We start from the raw sequence: 18,159 nt of genomic DNA on the forward strand, positions 1-18,159 counted from the left end.
GCCTCGACGCTGGGTGTCCGGGACTGGAAGCTGTGCGCGAGATCAAGTGAAAAGTATAAAGTAAACAGTGACCAGTCACAAGTGAGCAAACACCAGGGAACAAGAACCAGTGAGCAGAGACTACGTCACAGTTAACAGTCACAAGGTAGCAGTCAAAAGTCACAAGTCACAAGTCACAAGTCAAAAGTTGCAAGTTACCAGATGCCACATGCCCCATGCCCCATGCCCTATGCCCCATGCCCCATGCCCTATGCCCCATGCCCCATGCCCCATGCCCCATAACCAACTGTTACAGACTATGACGTAATCGCAATATAAGACTGCAAGCAGTGTTACTATGCCGTAAAAACCTTGAGAGAGAAACCTTATGGCAGAAACACTTTCTGGACAAACTCCAATATTTGGCGGCAGCACAGGTGGCTTACTGACAAAAGCAGAGAGAGAAGAGAAGTACGCTATCACTTGGACTGCACCCAAGGATCACTACATCGAATTGCCTACTGGTGGTACTGCACTTGCACGTCAAGGGCAAAACCTGCTGTACTTAGCTCGTAAAGAGTATGCTATCTTTCTTGGCGGTCAGCAACTCCGGAAACAAAAAATCACAGACTATAAGATTTACCGGATTTATCCTAACGGAGAAATTCAGTACATTCACCCAGCTGATGGTGTCTTCCCTGAAAAGGTTAATCCTGGTCGGGAGAAAGTGCGTTACAACGACCGTAGAATTGGTCAAAACCCCAGCCAATCAAAGGTTAAATTCAGTGGCGTAGCCACATATGATGCTCCTTAACTAAGTAATTAGTAGTTAATCGATTGCCTAGAGACGCGATATATCGCGTCTCTAAGTCTGTCATTCAAAAAAATTATGATTTTTCCCGAATTTTCCGAATTTTCCGAATTAGCTTCCCATGGCAATTTTGTGCCGGTGTATCAGGAATGGATAGCCGACTTAGAGACACCTGTATCTGCTTGGTATAAAGTTTGTGCTGGTCGACCATATAGCTTTTTGTTGGAATCGGTAGAAGGTGGGGAAAAACTAGGGCGTTATAGCTTACTTGGTTGCGATCCACTGTGGATTTTAGAAGCAAGGGGTAATCGTACTACTCAAACAAATCGTGACGGTTCCCAAGTTGTATTTGAAGGAAACCCCTTTACAGCTTTAGCTAACTGTTTGGAACCTTATCTGCCAGTAAAGTTACCTCAATTACCACCAGGAATCGGTGGATTATTTGGGTTTTGGGGTTATGAATTGATTGAGTGGATAGAACCGCGTGTACCTATTCATCCACCCGATGAGAGAAATCTTCCTGATGGGTTGTGGATGCAGGTGGATCACTTGTTGGTTTTTGACCAAGTGAAACGGAAAATTTGGGCAATTGCTTATGCTGATTTGCGTGAGCAACAGAATTTGAGTACTGCGTATCAGCAAGCGTGCGATCGCGTTACCCAAATGGTGAGCAAATTATCTATACCTTTATCACCGGAAAATACTTTATTAGAGTGGACACCACAAAATAAGAGAACTGCAACATTAGAGGAGTATAAGAGTAACTTTACCGAAGCAGAGTTTTGTGCGAGCGTCCAAAAAGCTAAGGATTACATCAAAGCCGGAGATATTTTTCAAGTTGTTCTTTCTCAACGTTTAACAACAGAATATAAAGGTTCACCTTTTGCCCTTTACCGTTCCTTGCGCCAGATTAATCCTTCCCCTTACATGGCATACTTTCACTTCTATGATTGGCAAATAATCGGTTCTAGTCCTGAAGTGATGGTCAAAGCAGAACGAGATCCAGATTCCGGGATAATTGCAACAGTACGCCCAATTGCTGGCACACGCCGACGAGGAAAAACTTACCAAGAAGATGCAGCACTTGCTCTCGATTTGCTCGACGATCCGAAAGAAGTTGCTGAACACGTTATGCTGGTTGATTTAGGACGCAATGATTTGGGGCGGGTTTGCCAAAGTGGTACGGTGAAAGTTGATGAATTGATGGTAATTGAACGTTACTCCCATGTCATGCACATCGTGAGTAATGTTATAGGCAAATTAGCACCAGGTAAAAATGCATGGGATTTACTTAAAGCTTGTTTTCCAGCAGGTACGGTAAGCGGTGCACCCAAGATTCGTGCAATGGAAATTATCCACGAGCTAGAACCTTGTCGCAGAGGAGTATATTCTGGTGTTTATGGATATTACGATTTTGAAGGACAATTGAATAGTGCCATAACGATTCGGACAATGGTTTTGCAAAACAAGATATTAAGCGTACAAGCAGGTGCTGGTTTAGTCGCTGACTCTGAACCACAAAGAGAATATGAAGAAACTTTAAATAAAGCTAGAGGTCTTTTAGAAGCAATTCGCTGTTTACGATAAGTAGGGATTGGGGACTGGGGACTGGGGATTGGGGATTGGGGACTGGGAACTTTATTCTTTCCCTGCCCTGCTTCCCCTGCTCCCCCTGCTCCCTCTGCTCCTGTGCTCCTCTTGCTCCCTGCTCCCTCTTAAATTCAAAATGGATTGGATTAGCTTACTAAACACTCAACAAGCTGATTTCCTTCAACGACTGAAGAAAACAAAGACGAATAAATTGACCATATCTTTGCTGGAAAGTCAAGTTAAAAGTTGTTACAGCGAAGTAATGGTGTTTTGGGGCGAAACGTTGACAAAACTTTTGGAAATTGCCCATCAAAAAGCAGAGATTGTTGCCAAAAATCCTCCCCCAACACCGCCTGATTACCCTGATTCTTTTGATTCCGTAATATCCTTTCCCCAATACTTTCAACAACAAGTAGAAAATTATCTTTTGCGTGAGCAAATTGTTGAATGTGTGATGACTCAATGCTGGGGTACACTGGTGCAAAAAGTTTCTCAAGATACATTAAGCAATATTAAGTTAGATGATGAGGGAAACTTACGCAGTGAAAGCAAATTTACTTACTTACTTATAGATAACCCGAAAGTTAGTATTCAAGTTTGCGCAGTAGATGGAGAAAGCTTTACCAGTCTCAAGAAAAACAAAATTACCTGGTCAGTTAATCAAGAAGATTTAAACAATCACCAGATATTAATTTTTTTATGTTTATTTTATCCATTTAAGGGTAAAAGAGGTTACGAAAAACAAGCAGTTATTACCGGTTTTTTACCAACAGATAAAATTGAATTTACTGAACCAAAATTTTACATTACTCCAAGTAAGTTGTTTTATGCGGGGGGATTGTTTTGGTATTTAACATCACTAGTTAATAAAAAAAATACATCCTCAGTACATAAGGTGGTAATGGCAGAAACAATTCAAACATTGTCGCCAGACCATCCACTAAAAAGGATCGTAGGGGACTGGGAATGTTGGCAGACTTTACAAGGGCACAATAGAGGAATTAACTGTCTTGCTTTCAGTCCAGGGATAAACAACGGAGGAGAAACTTTACCTTTGGTTGCTAGTGGTAGTCGTGGAGAGACGAAGCTATGGGACTTAACTAAGGGAGAATTAATAGGTACATTATCAGAGTATCCTTGGACTTTAACTGGAGTCGTAGATGAATTAAATTCTCTTGCTTTCAGTCCTGATGGACAGACTTTAGTAAGCGGAGGAGCAGACTCTACAATTAAGATTTGGCACGTAGGCGCGCTAGATTTAATCGATATTCTCCATAAACATAATGGAATGGTGCGCTGCGTTGCTTTCACTCCAGATGGACATATGTTAGCAACTGGGGGCGACGACAGAAAAATTATGTTTTGGGATTTAATCCAACGTCGGGTAGCGATCGCCTTATCGTTAGATGACACTGCTCCTCATGCTTTGGCTTTTAGTCCAAATGGACAAATTTTAGTCACAGGCAGTTACCGTAAAATCAAAGTGTGGCGTATCTTATGGCAAAAAGGATTCACCAATTTAGCACTACCAGAGTTGCTACACTCGTTTAGCGGTCATTCTCACATTGTTCGTTCCTTAGCTGTAAGCCCAGATGGGAAAATTCTGGTCAGTGGTAGTCGAGATAAAACGATCAAAACTTGGCACTTAGAAACAGGTGAATTGATGCACACCCTCACGGGACATGCAGATGGAGTGTATGCGATCGCCCTAAGTCCAGATGGACAAATTATCGCCAGTGGTAGTTTAGATAAAACTATTAAGCTGTGGCATGTAGAGACAGGCGAACTGCTAGGTACTTTTACAGGTCACACTAATACAGTAACAGCATTAGCATTTACCTCTTCAGGAGAAATCTTGGTGAGTGGGAGCTTAGATAAAACTATTAAAATTTGGCACAAAAGTTAACCAGCGGTAATAGATCTATGAGTACATCTATCAAACCGAAGCTCAGTTTAGAAGAGTTTTTGCAACAGCCTGAAACTAAACCTGCTTCCGAGTATATTACTGGAGAAATTATTCAAAAACCAATGCCACAAGGTGAACATAGTCTGCTTCAAACTACCCTCTGTGAAATTATTAATGGAGTAACTAAAAGCCAAAAGATTGCTATGGCTTTTCCAGAGCTACGTTGCACATTTGGAAACAATTCAATCATCCCTGACGTTGCTGTATTTGGATGGGGCAGAATTCCATTAAATCCATCAGGTAGAATCATTAACCGCTTTGAAATTCACCCCGATTGGGCAATTGAGATTCTTTCACCAGATCAGAGACAAACCAAAGTGCTTGAGAACCTGTTGCATTGCTCACGAGCAGGTACTGAACTAGGATGGCTAATTGACTCAGAAGAAGAGAGTGTTCTGGCTATTTTTCCTGGTCAACGGGTAGAATTCTATAGAGGCGGTGCTCAGTTACCAATACTTAGTGGTATCGAGATGGAACTCACCGCAGAACAAGTTTTTAGCTGGTTAACACTGGGATAAAAAATCTCCCCACTAGCTCAATAGTCTGCAGGGAGATTTTTTGTGAGCGCTAAACCAGCATTCTTGGAATTAATGGTAATTCTTGAGATAAATTACCAGTTCGTAACCATTCTTCAAGTTCAGCAGGTGCTTTGACATTAGCAAGATATTCTCGCAATTTCGCGCCTTCAAGAATTTCTTTCTGTAAGAGATCTTGAGCAGTTTGTTCCAGCAAGTCTCGGTTTTGATTAAGAATAGCCAAAGCAATTTGGTGAGCATTATCTACTATTTGCTTCACCTCTCGGTCAATTTCCTCAGCTACTTTAGGACTAACCGGACGGCGTGGATTGCTGTAAACGTCAAGAAACTCTTGTTGAGTTTTCTCAAATGCTACCGGACCTAATTGATCACTCATACCATAAAGGGTAATAGTGCGTTCGGCTAAGTCAGTGGCTTTTTGAATATCGTCACTTGCGCCAGTGGATACTTTACCAAAGATAATTTCTTCTGCCGAACGCCCACCTAATAAAGTCGCAATACGACCGCGAATTTCATCTTCGATCATTAAAAAGCGGTCTTCTTCAGGCATTTGGATTGTATAACCTAAAGCACCTACACCACGAGGTACAACAGATATTTTTTCTACTTTACCAGCACCAGGCATCAAAGCACCAACGATCGCGTGACCGACTTCGTGATAAGCAACAGTCTTTTTCTCTCTTTCATTAAGTACACGAGAGCGTTTTTCTAAACCCGCGACAAGACGCTCAATGGCTTCGTTAAAATCTGCTGTGATGACTGCTTGACGATTTTGCCGTGCAGCAAGAAGAGCAGCTTCATTGACAAGATTTGCTAAATCTGCTCCAGCGAATCCAGGTGTGCGAGTGGCAATTATTCCCAGATCAACATCGTCAGACAATTTGACGTTTCTAGCATGAACTTTGAGAATTGCTTCACGACCGATTTTATCAGGACGATCCACAACCACTTGACGGTCAAAGCGACCAGGACGACGTAAGGCGGGGTCGAGGACTTCTGGACGGTTTGTTGCAGCAATGATAATTACGCCTGTGTTAGCATCAAAGCCATCCATTTCTGTGAGTAGCTGGTTGAGGGTTTGTTCACGCTCATCGTTACCACCCATGATTTGACCAGCGCCACCACGAGATTTACCCAGTGCGTCTAATTCATCAATAAAGACGATGCAGGGAGCTTGTTTTTTGGCTTGATCAAACATATCCCGGACGCGGGCTGCACCCACACCAACAAATAGTTCGATAAATTCTGAACCAGAAATGCTGAAAAAGGGAACACTCGCTTCACCAGCAATGGCTTTTGCTAAGAGTGTTTTACCTGTACCTGGTGGTCCCACCAGCAAAACACCTTTAGGTATTTTGGCTCCTAGACGGGTGTACTTATCTGCATTTTTGAGGAAATCGACGATCTCTTCAAGTTCGGCTTTGGCTTCATCTACACCAGCAACATCAGTAAATTTAACACCTGTGCTGCCCTCAGAGTAGATACGAGCCTTGCTTTTACCTACTGTAAGTGCAGCTGGTCCACCACCTTGACGATTGATTAAAAAGCCCCAAATCCCAAAGAAAATTAATGGTGGTGCAACCCAACTCAGTAGAGTGCCAATCCAGCCGTTTTCATTGGGGGGTGGCGCAGCAAACTCTACATTATTGTCACGGAGAATCTTAGGTAACTCGAGGTCAATTGCTACTGGTGTAGTAGCGAATACTTGTTCTTCAGGTTTGCCCTCTGGAGTTTGAGTTTTGACAGCGTACTCAATGCGATCGCCACCTACAACTGCTCGAGTAACTTTACCAGCTTGAACCGCCGTGATAAAGTCGCTATAAGGAATTTGTGGTAAACGGTTACCCAGAAAGCTAGGAACGATAAAATTAAGAAGTAAAAGAAAGGTCAGCAAAATTAGCAGGCTGCCTCCAAACTGCCTGATTCCAGGCGGTTTAATTTGCTTTTTGTTGTTATTAGTTTCAACAGGCATTTTTTATTATTGTTGGTTGTGTAGACAGAGCGAATGCGTGAGAAGGAGTCAGAAGTCAGCAGTCAGGAGTCAGAAGACCCATGAATTGTTTTTTTCTATCTCCACGACTAAAATCGGACGAGCTTCAGCCTCTAATTCTTCGACCAGTTTCAAGAATTCAATTCTGAATTCTGAATTCTGACTCCTGAGTTCTTCTTCGGTGACTTCTGTGTTCTTCACCTATTCTAGAAATCAGGGCATAGCACCAAATTTCGTACCTACCCTACTAAAAGAATGTGTATTGCCGTACAAACCATGGAAAATCAACTTGGATTTATTCTGAAAGTGTTTCTTCTTTCGACTGGAATCCCGTTCTTAATTAAGTACATTGGGCCGAGTCTATCTATTCCAGCGACACCAACAAGTGCTTTGATTATTGTCTTATTGCCAACAACTGTGATGGCGATCGCTCTTGGATGGAGATTTCAGCGACACCAAACAAACCTATAACCATAAATCGACAAAAAAGTCAAGTCATGAAGATTTATTAATTTTTAACAGGTCGCGCCCAGCAGTCTCCGAATAAAGGCGCACTTCTGTCGCCTTGGAATGGGCGCTCCGTAATTGGGTATTGGGGAAGATCCCAGTTCCCAATCCCAGGAATAGGGCTCTGTAAAATCCCCATCTCAATTCCTCCCAATACCCAGTCCCCAGTCCCCAGTCCCTAATACCCAGTACCCAGTCCAAAGTGTTATGAGACGGAACCAGCTAAAATCAGCTAACCTAGCTGCATTAGAAAAAATATCTGCGTGCTAACAGCCAGGAGTTAGGATTTGAATTTAGGTCAATGGATTGGCTTAATAGCCATTGTACTTTCCATCTACATTCTGTGGCAAATTAGGGAAGTACTTTTATTAATGTTTGCCGCAGTTGTATTAGCGACTACCTTAAATAGGTTAGCTAGAAGTTTCCAACGGTCAGGTCTTAAGCGTGGATTAGCAGTCCTGCTGTCAGTAGGCTTGTTTGTTATTGTAGTGGTTGGTTTTTTCTGGCTGATTGTACCGCCTTTTGCTGCTCAATTCCAAGAACTAACCTATCGGGTTCCTAAAGGGTTAGAGCGCTTGAATCATTGGCTTGACCAAATAGAAGCTCATGTTCCACGCCAATTAACTCCTTACATACCTGATATTGAGAGCTTGAGCAAACAAGCACAGCCGTTGATAAATCGAGCATTAGGAAGCTCTTTCGCCTTTGTTTCTGGCTCTTTGGAATTTGTCCTCAAGGTTTTGCTGGTGCTAGTTTGGACTGGAATGTTATTAGCTGACCCACAATCGTACCGGCGTGTATTTATACGCTTGTTTCCCTCATTTTATCGGCGACGGGTTGATGGAATTTTGGATCAATGCGAAATGTCGTTGGAGGGGTGGATCACAGGTGCTCTTATTGCTATGAGTGCAGTAGGATTGATGAGTTTAATTGGCCTGTCAGTTTTGCGTATTCCCTCAGCTTTAGCTTTAGCTGTTTTGGCTGGGTTTATGAACTTGATTCCCAACCTAGGTCCAACAATTAGCGTCATACCAGCGATGGCGATCGCGCTTTTAGATAGTCCTTGGAAATCCCTCGCTGTATTGGCTCTATACTTTGTTATTCAGCAGACTGAGGGTAATTTCATCACGCCCTTCGTCATGGCGCATCAAGTCTCACTGCTACCAGCCGTAACCTTAATCGCCCAGCTATTTTTCGTCACATTTTTTGGTTTTTTAGGATTGTTCTTGGCTTTACCCCTTACCGTAGTAGCAAAGATTTGGTTCCAAGAAGTTTTAATTAAAGATGTTTTGGATAAATGGGATAGTCAATCTAAAACAAAAACTGAGTTTGTCATTGTTTCTGATGATTCACAACAAGACAATTCTGTTGAAGATCCGTTAAATGAGCAACCGCAAGCAAAGTAGACATTATGTACATTAACGGATAATAATCGTTTCCAACTTTTCAAAGGGGGTAGGGTGTAGGGAAATCACGACGCCTATTCGTGGGATTGGAATAAGGACGCAGTGTTCAGATCTCGGTGCCTACGTAGCAGTTTCTTACAACTGTACACCACTAGAGCGCGAGGAACTGCTTTCATGGCTCGAGCAAGAGTATCCGCTATACAATGGTTGACGCGTGGTTGGATTTTCACAGCGAAACTGGTTTAATGATCAGTTTAGACATATATTCCTCATAAGCAGTTTCTCCTGAAAACAATGCAAGAATCGGTCAGCACTCAAGACAACTATCAACAAGGAGAGGAAGCTTTGGTTTTGCGGCTACTCACTCGCAAATTTGGTATCATTGAGCCTGAAGTTGAACAGCGTATTTGTAGCCTATCTAGAAGCCAGCTAGACGACTTGAGTTATATGCTTTTTAATTTCAAAGACTATACTGATTTCAGTAACTACTTGGCAAGCATCCCTAATAGAGATATGAATCCGCTATCTTAAAGCAATGCGAACAATTGCGGAAATCAACGACAAAATCAGTTGTAATCGTGCTGTAGTTTTGACCATAGAACAAATAAAAGCACGAGTTATAGAAATTGGTGTTACCAAAGCTGCCAAAGAAGTTGATGTTATAACCACCGGCACCTTTGAGCCAATGGAGTCTAGTGGTGCAATTATTAACCTAGGACACACTGATCCTCCGATAAAAATTCGCCGATGTTGGTTAGATGGAGTGCCAGCATACTCTGGTTTTGGGGCAGTAGACTTATATTTAGGCGCTAGCTGCGCGATAGAACAAATGGACGGTGAAGAAGTCCGAGAACGTGGTGGTGGTCATGTTATTGAAGATTTGATAGCAGGTAAACCTATACATGTAAGAGCGCAAGGACAAGCGACAGATTGTTATCCTAGAACAAGCTTTGAAACTACTATTACAAGCGAAACCATCAATCAGTTTTACTTATTTAACCCGCGAAATCTTTACCAAAACTTTATTGTTGGAGTGAATGGAGGCGATCGCCCACTCCACACATACCTTGGTCCATTACAACCACGTTTGGGCAACGCTGTTTATTCTAACCCTGGTGCTATTTCACCGCTACTCAACGACCCAGATCTGCAACTCGTTGGAATCGGCACAAAGATTTTTTTAGGTGGTGGTATTGGCTATGTAGCCTGGGAAGGAACTCAACACTTCCCCTTACAAAAGCGTTTACCCAACCGTACGCCAATAGGTCCTGCGGCGACTTTAGCTTTAATTGGTGATGCTAAGCAGATGGATTCTCGTTGGGTACGGGGCTGTTACTTCAAAAGTTACGGTCCCTCTTTGATGTTAGGAGTAGGCGTACCGCTACCCGTGTTAGAAGAAGAAGTTGTAGCCCGATGTGCAATCCAAGATAAAGACTTGGTAGCACCAATCGTCGATTTTTCAATTCCCCGTCGCGTCCGTCCTACCTTTGGGTTAGTCAGTTACGCCCAACTCAAGTCCAGACGTATCACTATTGAAGGCAAAACAGTGCGTGTTGCACCACTTGCTAGTATGTTTCTTTCTCGGCAAGTGGCACTCTTACTGAAAGAATGGATCGAATCCGGCAAATTTACTTTAACAGAGCCTGTAGCACAAATCCCAATGGAGCGGTCTTTCCTCCCTCAAGACCGCTGGACTGAATTTTAGATGGGCATGGGGCATGGGGCATGGGGCATGGGGCATTGGGCATTGGGCATTGGGTATTATTCTCTCGTCTGCTCCTGTGCTCCCCCTGCTCCCCCTGCCCCCCCTGCTCTCTTACTCCTGGGGTGGTTTTGTGCGCTTAATTGGCTTAGGAGTGGGGCCTTTGGGTACGGGGCGTGGGACTGGAGAGGCTGGAGCGGCTGCATCCCCTGTTTTGCGAATAGGACGCGGGGTTTCTCCTGTGCGTTTGGGGAAAGGTTTCTTCCCACCAGGACGACGACCTCCTCCTCCTCCTGGTCCTCTCTTCATAGGTGGTCTTCGTTTTTTGGGTAACTCGGCGATCACTTCACCGTGTTGGATCACCAAAGCGTCAGCTTCTCGTTTAATTTGAAAGTCCCAAAACTTTCCTACTGCTTTAGTTTGTAGCTGACCTTTAAGTTTTAACTTGAAATACTTGGCTTTATCAGTTTGTTTGCGAGCAGCTTGCTTGATTTTAATCACCAAGTTTTCATTTTCAAAGGATTGGTAAACCACTTCCCCGCGCACAGAAAAACCACCATCTGGAACTTCTGTCGAGGGAACGAGTGTCTCTACAGAGTCATTATTGTCTGTTTGGTCAACAGATGGAGGATTTTCCTCATTTTCTTCTGGAGATTGTTTAGCGAGGTTTTCTGGTTCCCAAACTCCTACAATTTGGATGTGTAATTTATCATTTTCTTGTCTAGTGCGAGGATAAACTACCCACAGATGTTCTTGTTCAAGATCCAAGTGATTCTTAACTAAACTCATAATCCGCCCAAGAAGGACGGCGTCGAGTAGTGTACCATCTGTAGTTAACAGTGTACCTTGAGTGAATTGGTCGTTACTGGCAAGATATCGACCTCTTACTAACCCAATAGCACGGTACTGCATTGGTTCACTAGGAGGCGGAATTGGTTGCTGTCGATTCACCAAGTTTGCATCATCACCAGTTTCATCAGATAAAACTGACAAATTCTCTTGTTGAGATTCGGCTGTTGGTTGTTCATTAGGAGCAACATTGTTAAGTTGCGCCTCTTCATGTGAAGCAGAAGTGTTGGACGATTCAGAAGACGGCATTAGGTCGGAATTCATAAAAACTCCCTGCGGCGGAGACACATCCCATTGTGGGATTTAACAAAGGCAACTGGAAAGAGCGTTTGTGCGACCCTTGTAAGTATATTTCCTTTCAAGATAGTCACTTGGGAACGCTCTATGTGATACTAGAGGTGCGAAGATAGTTCACGGCAGTTGCTATAACTTTGAAAGCCAGAGCAACGAACTACTTCCTTAACTCTATAAGAGTAAGGCGCTGCCTCAAATTTCGTATACACATATTAAATGTGTAATTTAGCGCCTTTACAGTAGTTTGGGAAGCATCCTAAAGCAATAATTTCGGCTGTTCCTTTTAAAGTCATCACTCAAAAATGCGCGCGGCATGGCTATTTGTTATAAAATTCACAAACATTACAGAGGATTCCGTAAAGTTTTTCAAAATTTTAGGTTTCTTGATTTTTGTAATAAACTTTTTCATTAGAGTACAGATAAGGAAGGTTTTGTGTCTGAACCTCGCACCCGGTGGATAGTTAGAATTATATTGGTGCTGGCAGTTATAGTTTTTTTTGGTGTTTCCATGATTCCTATCATTGAAGCACTGAATAAGCCAGTTTCAGAGCAAAAACAAAGTAACGTACAAAGTCAATCAAAACTTGAAGACGAAGCACGGGGTTTAGAACTGGTTTTGCAACGGGAACCAGAAAATCAAGCTGCACTCAAAAGCTTATTACAGATAAGGTTACTACTACTTAGGCAAAACAAGACTGACATGAGGTCAGTCATTGAACCCCTAGAAAAGCTGGCAAAACTGAATCCAGGGAATACACAATACACAGTACTACTTGCCCAGGCTAAATTAGGAATTGGCGACAAGGAAGGAGCTGCTGCTGCATACCGCTCAATTCTACAAACAAAACCAGGGGATATCAAAGCTTTGCAAGGAATGGTTGCTCTTCTGTTACAGGAAAAACGCCCACAAGCAGCAATTGGCTTGCTACAAGAGACGCTTTATTCCACTGCACCCAAAGCAAATAAAATTCAGCCAGGAAGTGTGGACGCGATCGCAGTACAAGTTCTCTTAGGTAACGTTTATGCATCTGAGAAACGCTACAATCAAGCTCTTACAGTTTACGACCAAGCAATCAAAAGCGACGCTCAAGATTTTCGTCCCGTTTTAGCAAAAGCTATGCTTTTCAAGAAACAGGGTAAAACAAACGAGGCACAGCCTCTATTTAACAAAGCTGCATTATTAGCACCAACTCAGTACAAAGACGAAATCAACAAAGCTGCATCTGAACCTACAACCCCAACCTCGCCTGCATCGTCACCGGATAGTACCCCCAAGAAATGAGGGAGCAGGGGTTATCAGTGAACAGTAAACAGTTATCAGTGATCAAGGCGTATAGTAGAAGGCTTAAACCCAAAAATAAACACATGATTCTTGGCTGATAACTGATAACTGTTTTAATACTTCCGTTCTTGTGGCTCAAACATAGTAATTGCTACTGGGCGGTATTGGATATCAATCCCGGCTGGTGAATAATACGCCATTGTGTGTTTGAGGAAGTTAGTATCGTCGCGCCCTGGATAATCCTCACGGAAATGCGCACCGCGACTTTCTTGGCGATTTATGGCTGAGGCTAAAATTGTACGACCAACTACCATCAAACTTTGCAGTTCTAAAGCTTCTACAATTTCTGTATTCCAGCAATCGCCCTTATCATCTAAATAGACTTGTGAATATTGCTTTTGTAATTCTTCCAATTTTTGCCAACCTTCTTGCATTAATTCCTCAGTCCGGAAAACACCGCAGTACTGAGTCATGCAATCTTGGAATGCTTCACGAATTTGATGAATGCGATATTGTCCTTGCTGTTCTAGCAAGGCTTGTATTTGTTGCTGAGCTTCAGTAATGTAGTGTTGATGATCGACAATTGGTAGTTTGCGGTTTTGTACAAATTGCGCGATCGCAGCACCGGTTCTCCGTCCATAAACAACGCATTCTAACAAAGAATTGCTGCCCAGACGGTTTGCACCATGTACCGAAACACAAGAAGTTTCACCAGCAGCAAAGAACGCGTCAACTAAACCATCGTCACTACTACGCACTTGACCATTGGTATTAACAGGTATACCACCCATACAATAGTGAATTGTAGGGCGTACTGGCATCGGCTGAGTCACAGCGTCTATACCTACTAGACGATGGGCTTCTTCCCAGCAAAAGGGAACGCGGCTCATAATTTTTTCTTTACCCATGTGTCTAAGATCGAGGTAGACAAATGGACCACCAGCACTACCATCGGGATGAATACCACGCCCAGCGCGAATTTCGTAGGCGATCGCTCTTGAAGTGATATCACGTGGAGCAAGTTCCATGCGACTAGCAGCATATGTTGCCATAAAGCGATCGCCTTCAGAGTTGATCAAATATGCTCCTTCTCCCCGCACTGCTTCTGAAATCAGCACCCCTACCGGGTAAAGTCCCGTAGGATGAAATTGGACAAATTCCATATCCTCTAAAGGCAAACCAGCCATAGCAGTCATTGCCAGACCATCACCAGTAGAAGCATAATCATTAGATGTGGTGTTATATACCCTACCATAACCACCAGTAGCAAACATCACTGCTTTAGCGCGCACGACTTCTATTTGCCCATCTAAGATATGGTACATAACAACACCTTTTGCCTGACCTTCTTCTAGAATCAAGCGCATCACGTACCATTCTTGATAAACATGCACACCATGACGTTGGAGGTTATTCACCAATTCATGCAAAATCGCATGACCAGTTTTATCAGCCGCGTAGCATGTGCGATTGTGAGAATGTCCACCAAAAGCGCGCTGAGCAATGCGACCATCGGCTAACCGTGAGAACAAAACGCCCATATGTTCTAGATCAATCACCACATCTGGGGCTTCACGAGTGAGAATTTCGACTGCATCTTGGTCTGCTAAATAATCGGAACCTTTGACTGTATCAAAAGCATGGGCTTCCCAAGTATCAGTAGAATCAACATTTTTCAAGGTTGCTGCAATACCACCTTGAGCTGCTACCGAGTGAGAACGAATTGGGTGAGTTTTAGCTACCACAGCCACATTCAAGTTAGCGTCAGTCCGAGCAATTTCTAACGCGGCGCGACATCCAGCCAATCCGCCACCAATAATAATTACATCATGTTCTAGCATAGTTACTAACAATTGTAAAAAGGAGTCAGGAGTCAGAATTCAGGAGACAGGAGGAGCCAATAAATGCATCTGGGTTTACCAGCGTAGGAATGTGGCGTTCAGAATGCACCACCCATAGAGGTAGGGTGTTTTAAGAAAAGTTTCAATTCCTTTCTCGTCCACAAGGGATCCGTTTTTAACCCAGTAAGCTGACGTGCATCTAAATTTGATATTTTAGAGCCTGGACGCCTTCGCTGTCTTAGACAACCCTGTCAAACTAGATACTGAACAGCTTATTCATTCTGACTCCTGACTCCTGACTCCTGACTCCTGACTCCTGAATTCTATCTGATAAATTTTTGTAAAAAGATGTTGTGAGAAAAGCATTTTTATGCAAAAAATCCCTGCCACCAGACAGGGATTTTGGTTGTTAATTATTTTAGAAACCCGCTAAGCACTAATAATTTAACTAGGTGATTGAACAGGTTGTTGCTGGGATACATTACCAGGGATTGGTTCCATCTTTGTTCCTGGTTGTACAGGAGACAATTCAATGTGATTTAACAAAGTTGTGACGAAGGCAAAAAGCAAGAAAGGTAGTGATAGCAAAACGATAAGTCCGACTGCTGCCAAAGCGTACACTGGTTGTTTAGCACCCATCAACGCCAAAGCTGACGCTAAACTTATGGTGATAGTAATCAGCCAAACAATTATTTGACCGTATATATCACCAAAAGTAAGGGTACAGACAAACCGATACTTTTGAATGTTATTTATCATAATTCTCCTCTAGCATCTCCTTAGGTTCTACGTTAGAGCTATGTTTGAGCTTTAGATAATTTCTAAAGATTTTTAAAATAATTGTAATATGACTTTACAATTTAAATCTTTCCTTTGGTAGAAGGATAAATTAAATTGTCGATTCAAGGTAATTTTATTATTGCATAAAAAAGCAGATTTCAGCAGTAATTAGTAGGAATTACAGTTTTTGGATATTTAGTTATTTTCTTAATAAAACTTTTTAATTTACCAGATTTCTCACTCAAATAAAAAGTAGGTAATGTTAAGTTTTATTGTCAGGTAACTTTAGTTGTTGAATTTTCCTTTCCAAATCTAAGTCATTACTACCGATAATGGTTTCGAGGTTAGCAATTCGCTGTTCTAAAAGCTCTATTTGGCGCTGCTGCAAATGTCTATTTTTTGATTTTTGGTCATCAGATCGCCAAATAGCAACGCTACTTAGAGAAGCACCACCAATAGCAGCTATTGGGATAACTACACCAGTTTCATTAGCAATTGAGACTGGGATACTCACAGCGACGATACCAACTGTCAGCCCCCAGATTTTGCTGATAGCAGCAACTCGCATGTCTTGATGTTGTTCTAAGTCTTTTTGTGTTCGGGACTTTGCCGCAGCGTTTCGCGATCGTTTAGCCATGAGGTTATTTTAGAACAGTGTCTAATCACCTTGGCATACATTTCTACAAAATTACTTCCTACAATCGATATAAGTATAATTGCTCATACGGTTTTTGTATGAGGACGCATAAGAATCCCGACCCTCTTCTTTCCTCCCCTTTCCAAGGGCAGGTTAGGAGGGGTAAAAATAATGTGTAACTTCACAATAAATTGGTATCAATACTCAGCCTTTTAATTTTCAGGCTACTACAATTCGACATCTTAATGATTTGCGCTATTTCCAGCTTTAAAAATTTGTTGTGCAGTTAAGTTCAATTCAGGGAATGTTGGTGATTCGATGCGCTCGTTTCCTCTGAATTTATTAACACGGTACTCATTGTCTTCTAAAGAGCAAATCAAAATAGTAGGTTGTTTAGGGTTACCGATAAACTCTCTAGCACCTTTAGCAGCATAATCCACGATCCAATATTCTGGTATTCCCATCTCCTCATAGTCAGCATATTTTTTGTGATAGTCATCACGCCAGTTACTACTTACTACTTCAACTACTAAAGGTATAGACTCAACTAAAGTAATAATTGATTCTTTTTTCCAAATAGATTCATTGACTAAGTTAGGTCGATTTAATAGCAATATGTCTGGGGAATAAGCTGATTCGCTTAGAGGTGGTTGAACAAAAACCGTTTTGGGGATAAAGTACGGCAGCTTTAAGCGCCGGTATTCTGCTACAATCTCTTCTACCAAAAAACCAACTATCTCTTCATGTTCACCGATTGGCAAAGGCATTTCTACGATTACTCCGTTATGTAGTTCATAGCGACGTTCTGAATTTACGGGATACCATGTCGCGAATTCTTTAACAGTTACGGGTTTTGGTAGAGCTTGTGCCATTTTTGTTTTTCCTCATTCTGTTATAGCCCGTAAATGGTAGACAGTTTCACAGGCTACTATTTATTGTAATTGGGGATAACTATTTGCCTCCTACCCCTGTACCTCATATACTTAAAAAGCGCTGTAATAGCGCCTCAATCTTGATAATTCCAGACAATGAGAGTTTCCAGGCATTTCGAGTACCTTTTCGGTGCCTTTAGATCCAAGGATTGATTTTGCGTTGCTTTCGTTTCGTCAAAAGCATTGATGAAAGAGACTATCTAAACACCTTCCTGGCTAAACCAAACATCTAAATCAGCCATTGCTTGAAAGTCGAGTAACGCTTCCCCAAGATTTTCTAATTGTTCCAAAGACAGAGTTTCGATGCGCGATCGCACATCTTGCGGTAATTCCCCTACCCGTCGAGTTAGTTGACGCACAACAAGCGATCGCTCTCTTTGTTCTCCTTCTTGCAGTCCTTCTTCCTTAATTTCCCTGTAAACTCTTGTTTCCTTGAGTGTAATTCCTAACATTTGTTCTACCTCCGTTCGAGTTAATTGCTCAAACTTGTACACCATTATTGTCGTCACCATCTCCATTATGGCGCGACTTACTCCTTCATTCGCCTCAACAGCAGAACGCTCAAGCAAATACCTCGCTTCCTGTGGTGCAAATTCATCCTCTACCGTAGTTAACACCATCAATGCGACCCATATAGGTAAAGAGCGAATATCTCCCAATTCATCCAAATATATCCGATGTACTTGGTCTCCATTGAGTTGATTCCGATGAGGATGAATATCACTTTGTTCGATACTGTGGGATGGGTAAATTATTACCGCTTCCCAATCGCTGAATCTGTCACGGTTTCGGTAGAAATATAAAGAGGATTCTGCAAATACTCTTTCATAGAGCTTTTCATCTTTTTGGAACTGCACTTCACAGAAATATACAACTCCTGCACCTTCATTTTCTGGTGGAAGAAACACACCATCAATCTCAAATTTTGGTTCTTTGACAGCGACAGAATCAAATCGATAAGCATTTGCATTACTCGGCGGATTTGTCAATAATTCAAATAGCAGAATGGGAGATTGTTGAAAGAGTTTGTAAAAGATTGAATCCCGACGCATGAAAG

The 18,159-nt window shown here is 42.3% G+C and carries 17 protein-coding genes; 9 read left to right on the plus strand and 8 right to left on the minus strand.

Annotated elements, in window-relative coordinates:
* The first annotated feature begins 367 nt into the window (after positions 1 to 367).
* The 4 genes from G4P69_RS19025 to G4P69_RS19040 all read left to right on the plus strand — a co-directional run bounded on the left by G4P69_RS19025 (position 368) and on the right by G4P69_RS19040 (position 4,864).
* The gene (locus tag G4P69_RS19025) at positions 368 to 793 is read left to right on the plus strand and encodes a photosystem I reaction center subunit II PsaD (RefSeq protein WP_208346611.1); all 426 of its coding nucleotides are present in this window, start codon (positions 368 to 370) and stop codon (positions 791 to 793) included.
* A gap of 75 nt (positions 794 to 868) precedes the next feature.
* On the plus strand, positions 869 to 2,377 hold the full coding sequence (trpE, locus tag G4P69_RS19030; protein WP_208350869.1) for an anthranilate synthase component I: 1,509 nt from the start codon (positions 869 to 871) through the stop codon (positions 2,375 to 2,377).
* A 139-nt stretch (positions 2,378 to 2,516) separates the two neighbouring features.
* Positions 2,517 to 4,286: a WD40 repeat domain-containing protein gene (locus G4P69_RS19035; RefSeq protein ID WP_208350871.1), complete on the plus strand. Its 1,770-nt coding sequence runs from the start codon at positions 2,517 to 2,519 to the stop codon at positions 4,284 to 4,286.
* Positions 4,287 to 4,303: 17 nt separating this feature from the next.
* Positions 4,304 to 4,864, plus strand: a complete 561-nt coding sequence (locus tag G4P69_RS19040) for a Uma2 family endonuclease (RefSeq protein ID WP_208350872.1) — start codon at positions 4,304 to 4,306, stop codon at positions 4,862 to 4,864.
* 49 nt (positions 4,865 to 4,913) lie between these two features.
* Here the strand turns inward: G4P69_RS19040 and ftsH are convergent, their stop codons facing one another.
* The gene (gene ftsH / locus G4P69_RS19045) at positions 4,914 to 6,854 is read right to left on the minus strand and encodes an ATP-dependent zinc metalloprotease FtsH (protein WP_208350873.1); all 1,941 of its coding nucleotides are present in this window, start codon (positions 6,852 to 6,854) and stop codon (positions 4,914 to 4,916) included.
* A gap of 69 nt (positions 6,855 to 6,923) precedes the next feature.
* The gene (locus G4P69_RS19050) at positions 6,924 to 7,073 is read right to left on the minus strand and encodes a hypothetical protein (protein WP_208350874.1); all 150 of its coding nucleotides are present in this window, start codon (positions 7,071 to 7,073) and stop codon (positions 6,924 to 6,926) included.
* Between the two features lie 75 nt (positions 7,074 to 7,148).
* Between G4P69_RS19050 and G4P69_RS19055 the strand changes: the two genes are divergently transcribed.
* The 4 genes from G4P69_RS19055 (at position 7,149) to G4P69_RS19070 (ending at position 10,490) form a co-directional block, all read left to right on the plus strand.
* Positions 7,149 to 7,343 (plus strand): hypothetical protein, encoded by a 195-nt coding sequence (locus tag G4P69_RS19055; RefSeq protein WP_208350875.1) that lies wholly within the window; start codon positions 7,149 to 7,151, stop codon positions 7,341 to 7,343.
* Between the two features lie 323 nt (positions 7,344 to 7,666).
* A complete protein-coding gene (locus G4P69_RS19060) occupies positions 7,667 to 8,785 on the plus strand; it encodes an AI-2E family transporter (RefSeq protein WP_208350876.1) in 1,119 nt (372 codons plus the stop codon).
* Between the two features lie 294 nt (positions 8,786 to 9,079).
* A complete protein-coding gene (locus tag G4P69_RS19065) occupies positions 9,080 to 9,316 on the plus strand; it encodes a DUF4351 domain-containing protein (RefSeq protein WP_208350878.1) in 237 nt (78 codons plus the stop codon).
* 4 nt (positions 9,317 to 9,320) lie between these two features.
* Positions 9,321 to 10,490, plus strand: a complete 1,170-nt coding sequence (locus G4P69_RS19070; RefSeq protein WP_208350879.1) for a homocysteine biosynthesis protein — start codon at positions 9,321 to 9,323, stop codon at positions 10,488 to 10,490.
* A gap of 111 nt (positions 10,491 to 10,601) precedes the next feature.
* On the opposite strand, the gene G4P69_RS19075 is transcribed toward G4P69_RS19070, so the two are convergent.
* Positions 10,602 to 11,600 (minus strand): hypothetical protein, encoded by a 999-nt coding sequence (locus tag G4P69_RS19075; protein WP_208350881.1) that lies wholly within the window; start codon positions 11,598 to 11,600, stop codon positions 10,602 to 10,604.
* A gap of 463 nt (positions 11,601 to 12,063) precedes the next feature.
* Here G4P69_RS19075 and G4P69_RS19080 point away from each other — a divergent pair, with 463 nt between their 5' ends.
* Positions 12,064 to 12,912, plus strand: coding sequence for a tetratricopeptide repeat protein (locus G4P69_RS19080; protein WP_208350882.1), 849 nt, complete (start codon positions 12,064 to 12,066; stop codon positions 12,910 to 12,912).
* A 113-nt stretch (positions 12,913 to 13,025) separates the two neighbouring features.
* Here G4P69_RS19080 and G4P69_RS19085 read toward each other — a convergent pair whose 3' ends face one another.
* The 5 genes from G4P69_RS19085 to G4P69_RS19105 all read right to left on the minus strand — a co-directional run bounded on the left by G4P69_RS19085 (position 13,026) and on the right by G4P69_RS19105 (position 18,154).
* Complete coding sequence (locus G4P69_RS19085) at positions 13,026 to 14,753, minus strand: succinate dehydrogenase/fumarate reductase flavoprotein subunit (protein WP_208350883.1); 1,728 nt, start codon at positions 14,751 to 14,753, stop codon at positions 13,026 to 13,028.
* A gap of 444 nt (positions 14,754 to 15,197) precedes the next feature.
* Positions 15,198 to 15,512, minus strand: coding sequence for a hypothetical protein (locus G4P69_RS19090; protein WP_208350884.1), 315 nt, complete (start codon positions 15,510 to 15,512; stop codon positions 15,198 to 15,200).
* 283 nt (positions 15,513 to 15,795) lie between these two features.
* Complete coding sequence (locus G4P69_RS19095; protein ID WP_243902992.1) at positions 15,796 to 16,170, minus strand: hypothetical protein; 375 nt, start codon at positions 16,168 to 16,170, stop codon at positions 15,796 to 15,798.
* 242 nt (positions 16,171 to 16,412) lie between these two features.
* On the minus strand, positions 16,413 to 17,042 hold the full coding sequence (locus G4P69_RS19100) for a Uma2 family endonuclease (protein WP_208350885.1): 630 nt from the start codon (positions 17,040 to 17,042) through the stop codon (positions 16,413 to 16,415).
* Between the two features lie 260 nt (positions 17,043 to 17,302).
* Complete coding sequence (locus G4P69_RS19105) at positions 17,303 to 18,154, minus strand: Rpn family recombination-promoting nuclease/putative transposase (protein WP_208350886.1); 852 nt, start codon at positions 18,152 to 18,154, stop codon at positions 17,303 to 17,305.
* Positions 18,155 to 18,159 lie beyond the last annotated feature (5 nt).

The sequence above is a fragment of the Aetokthonos hydrillicola CCALA 1050 genome, assembly GCF_017591665.1.
Lineage (GTDB): Bacteria > Cyanobacteriota > Cyanobacteriia > Cyanobacteriales > Nostocaceae > Aetokthonos > Aetokthonos hydrillicola.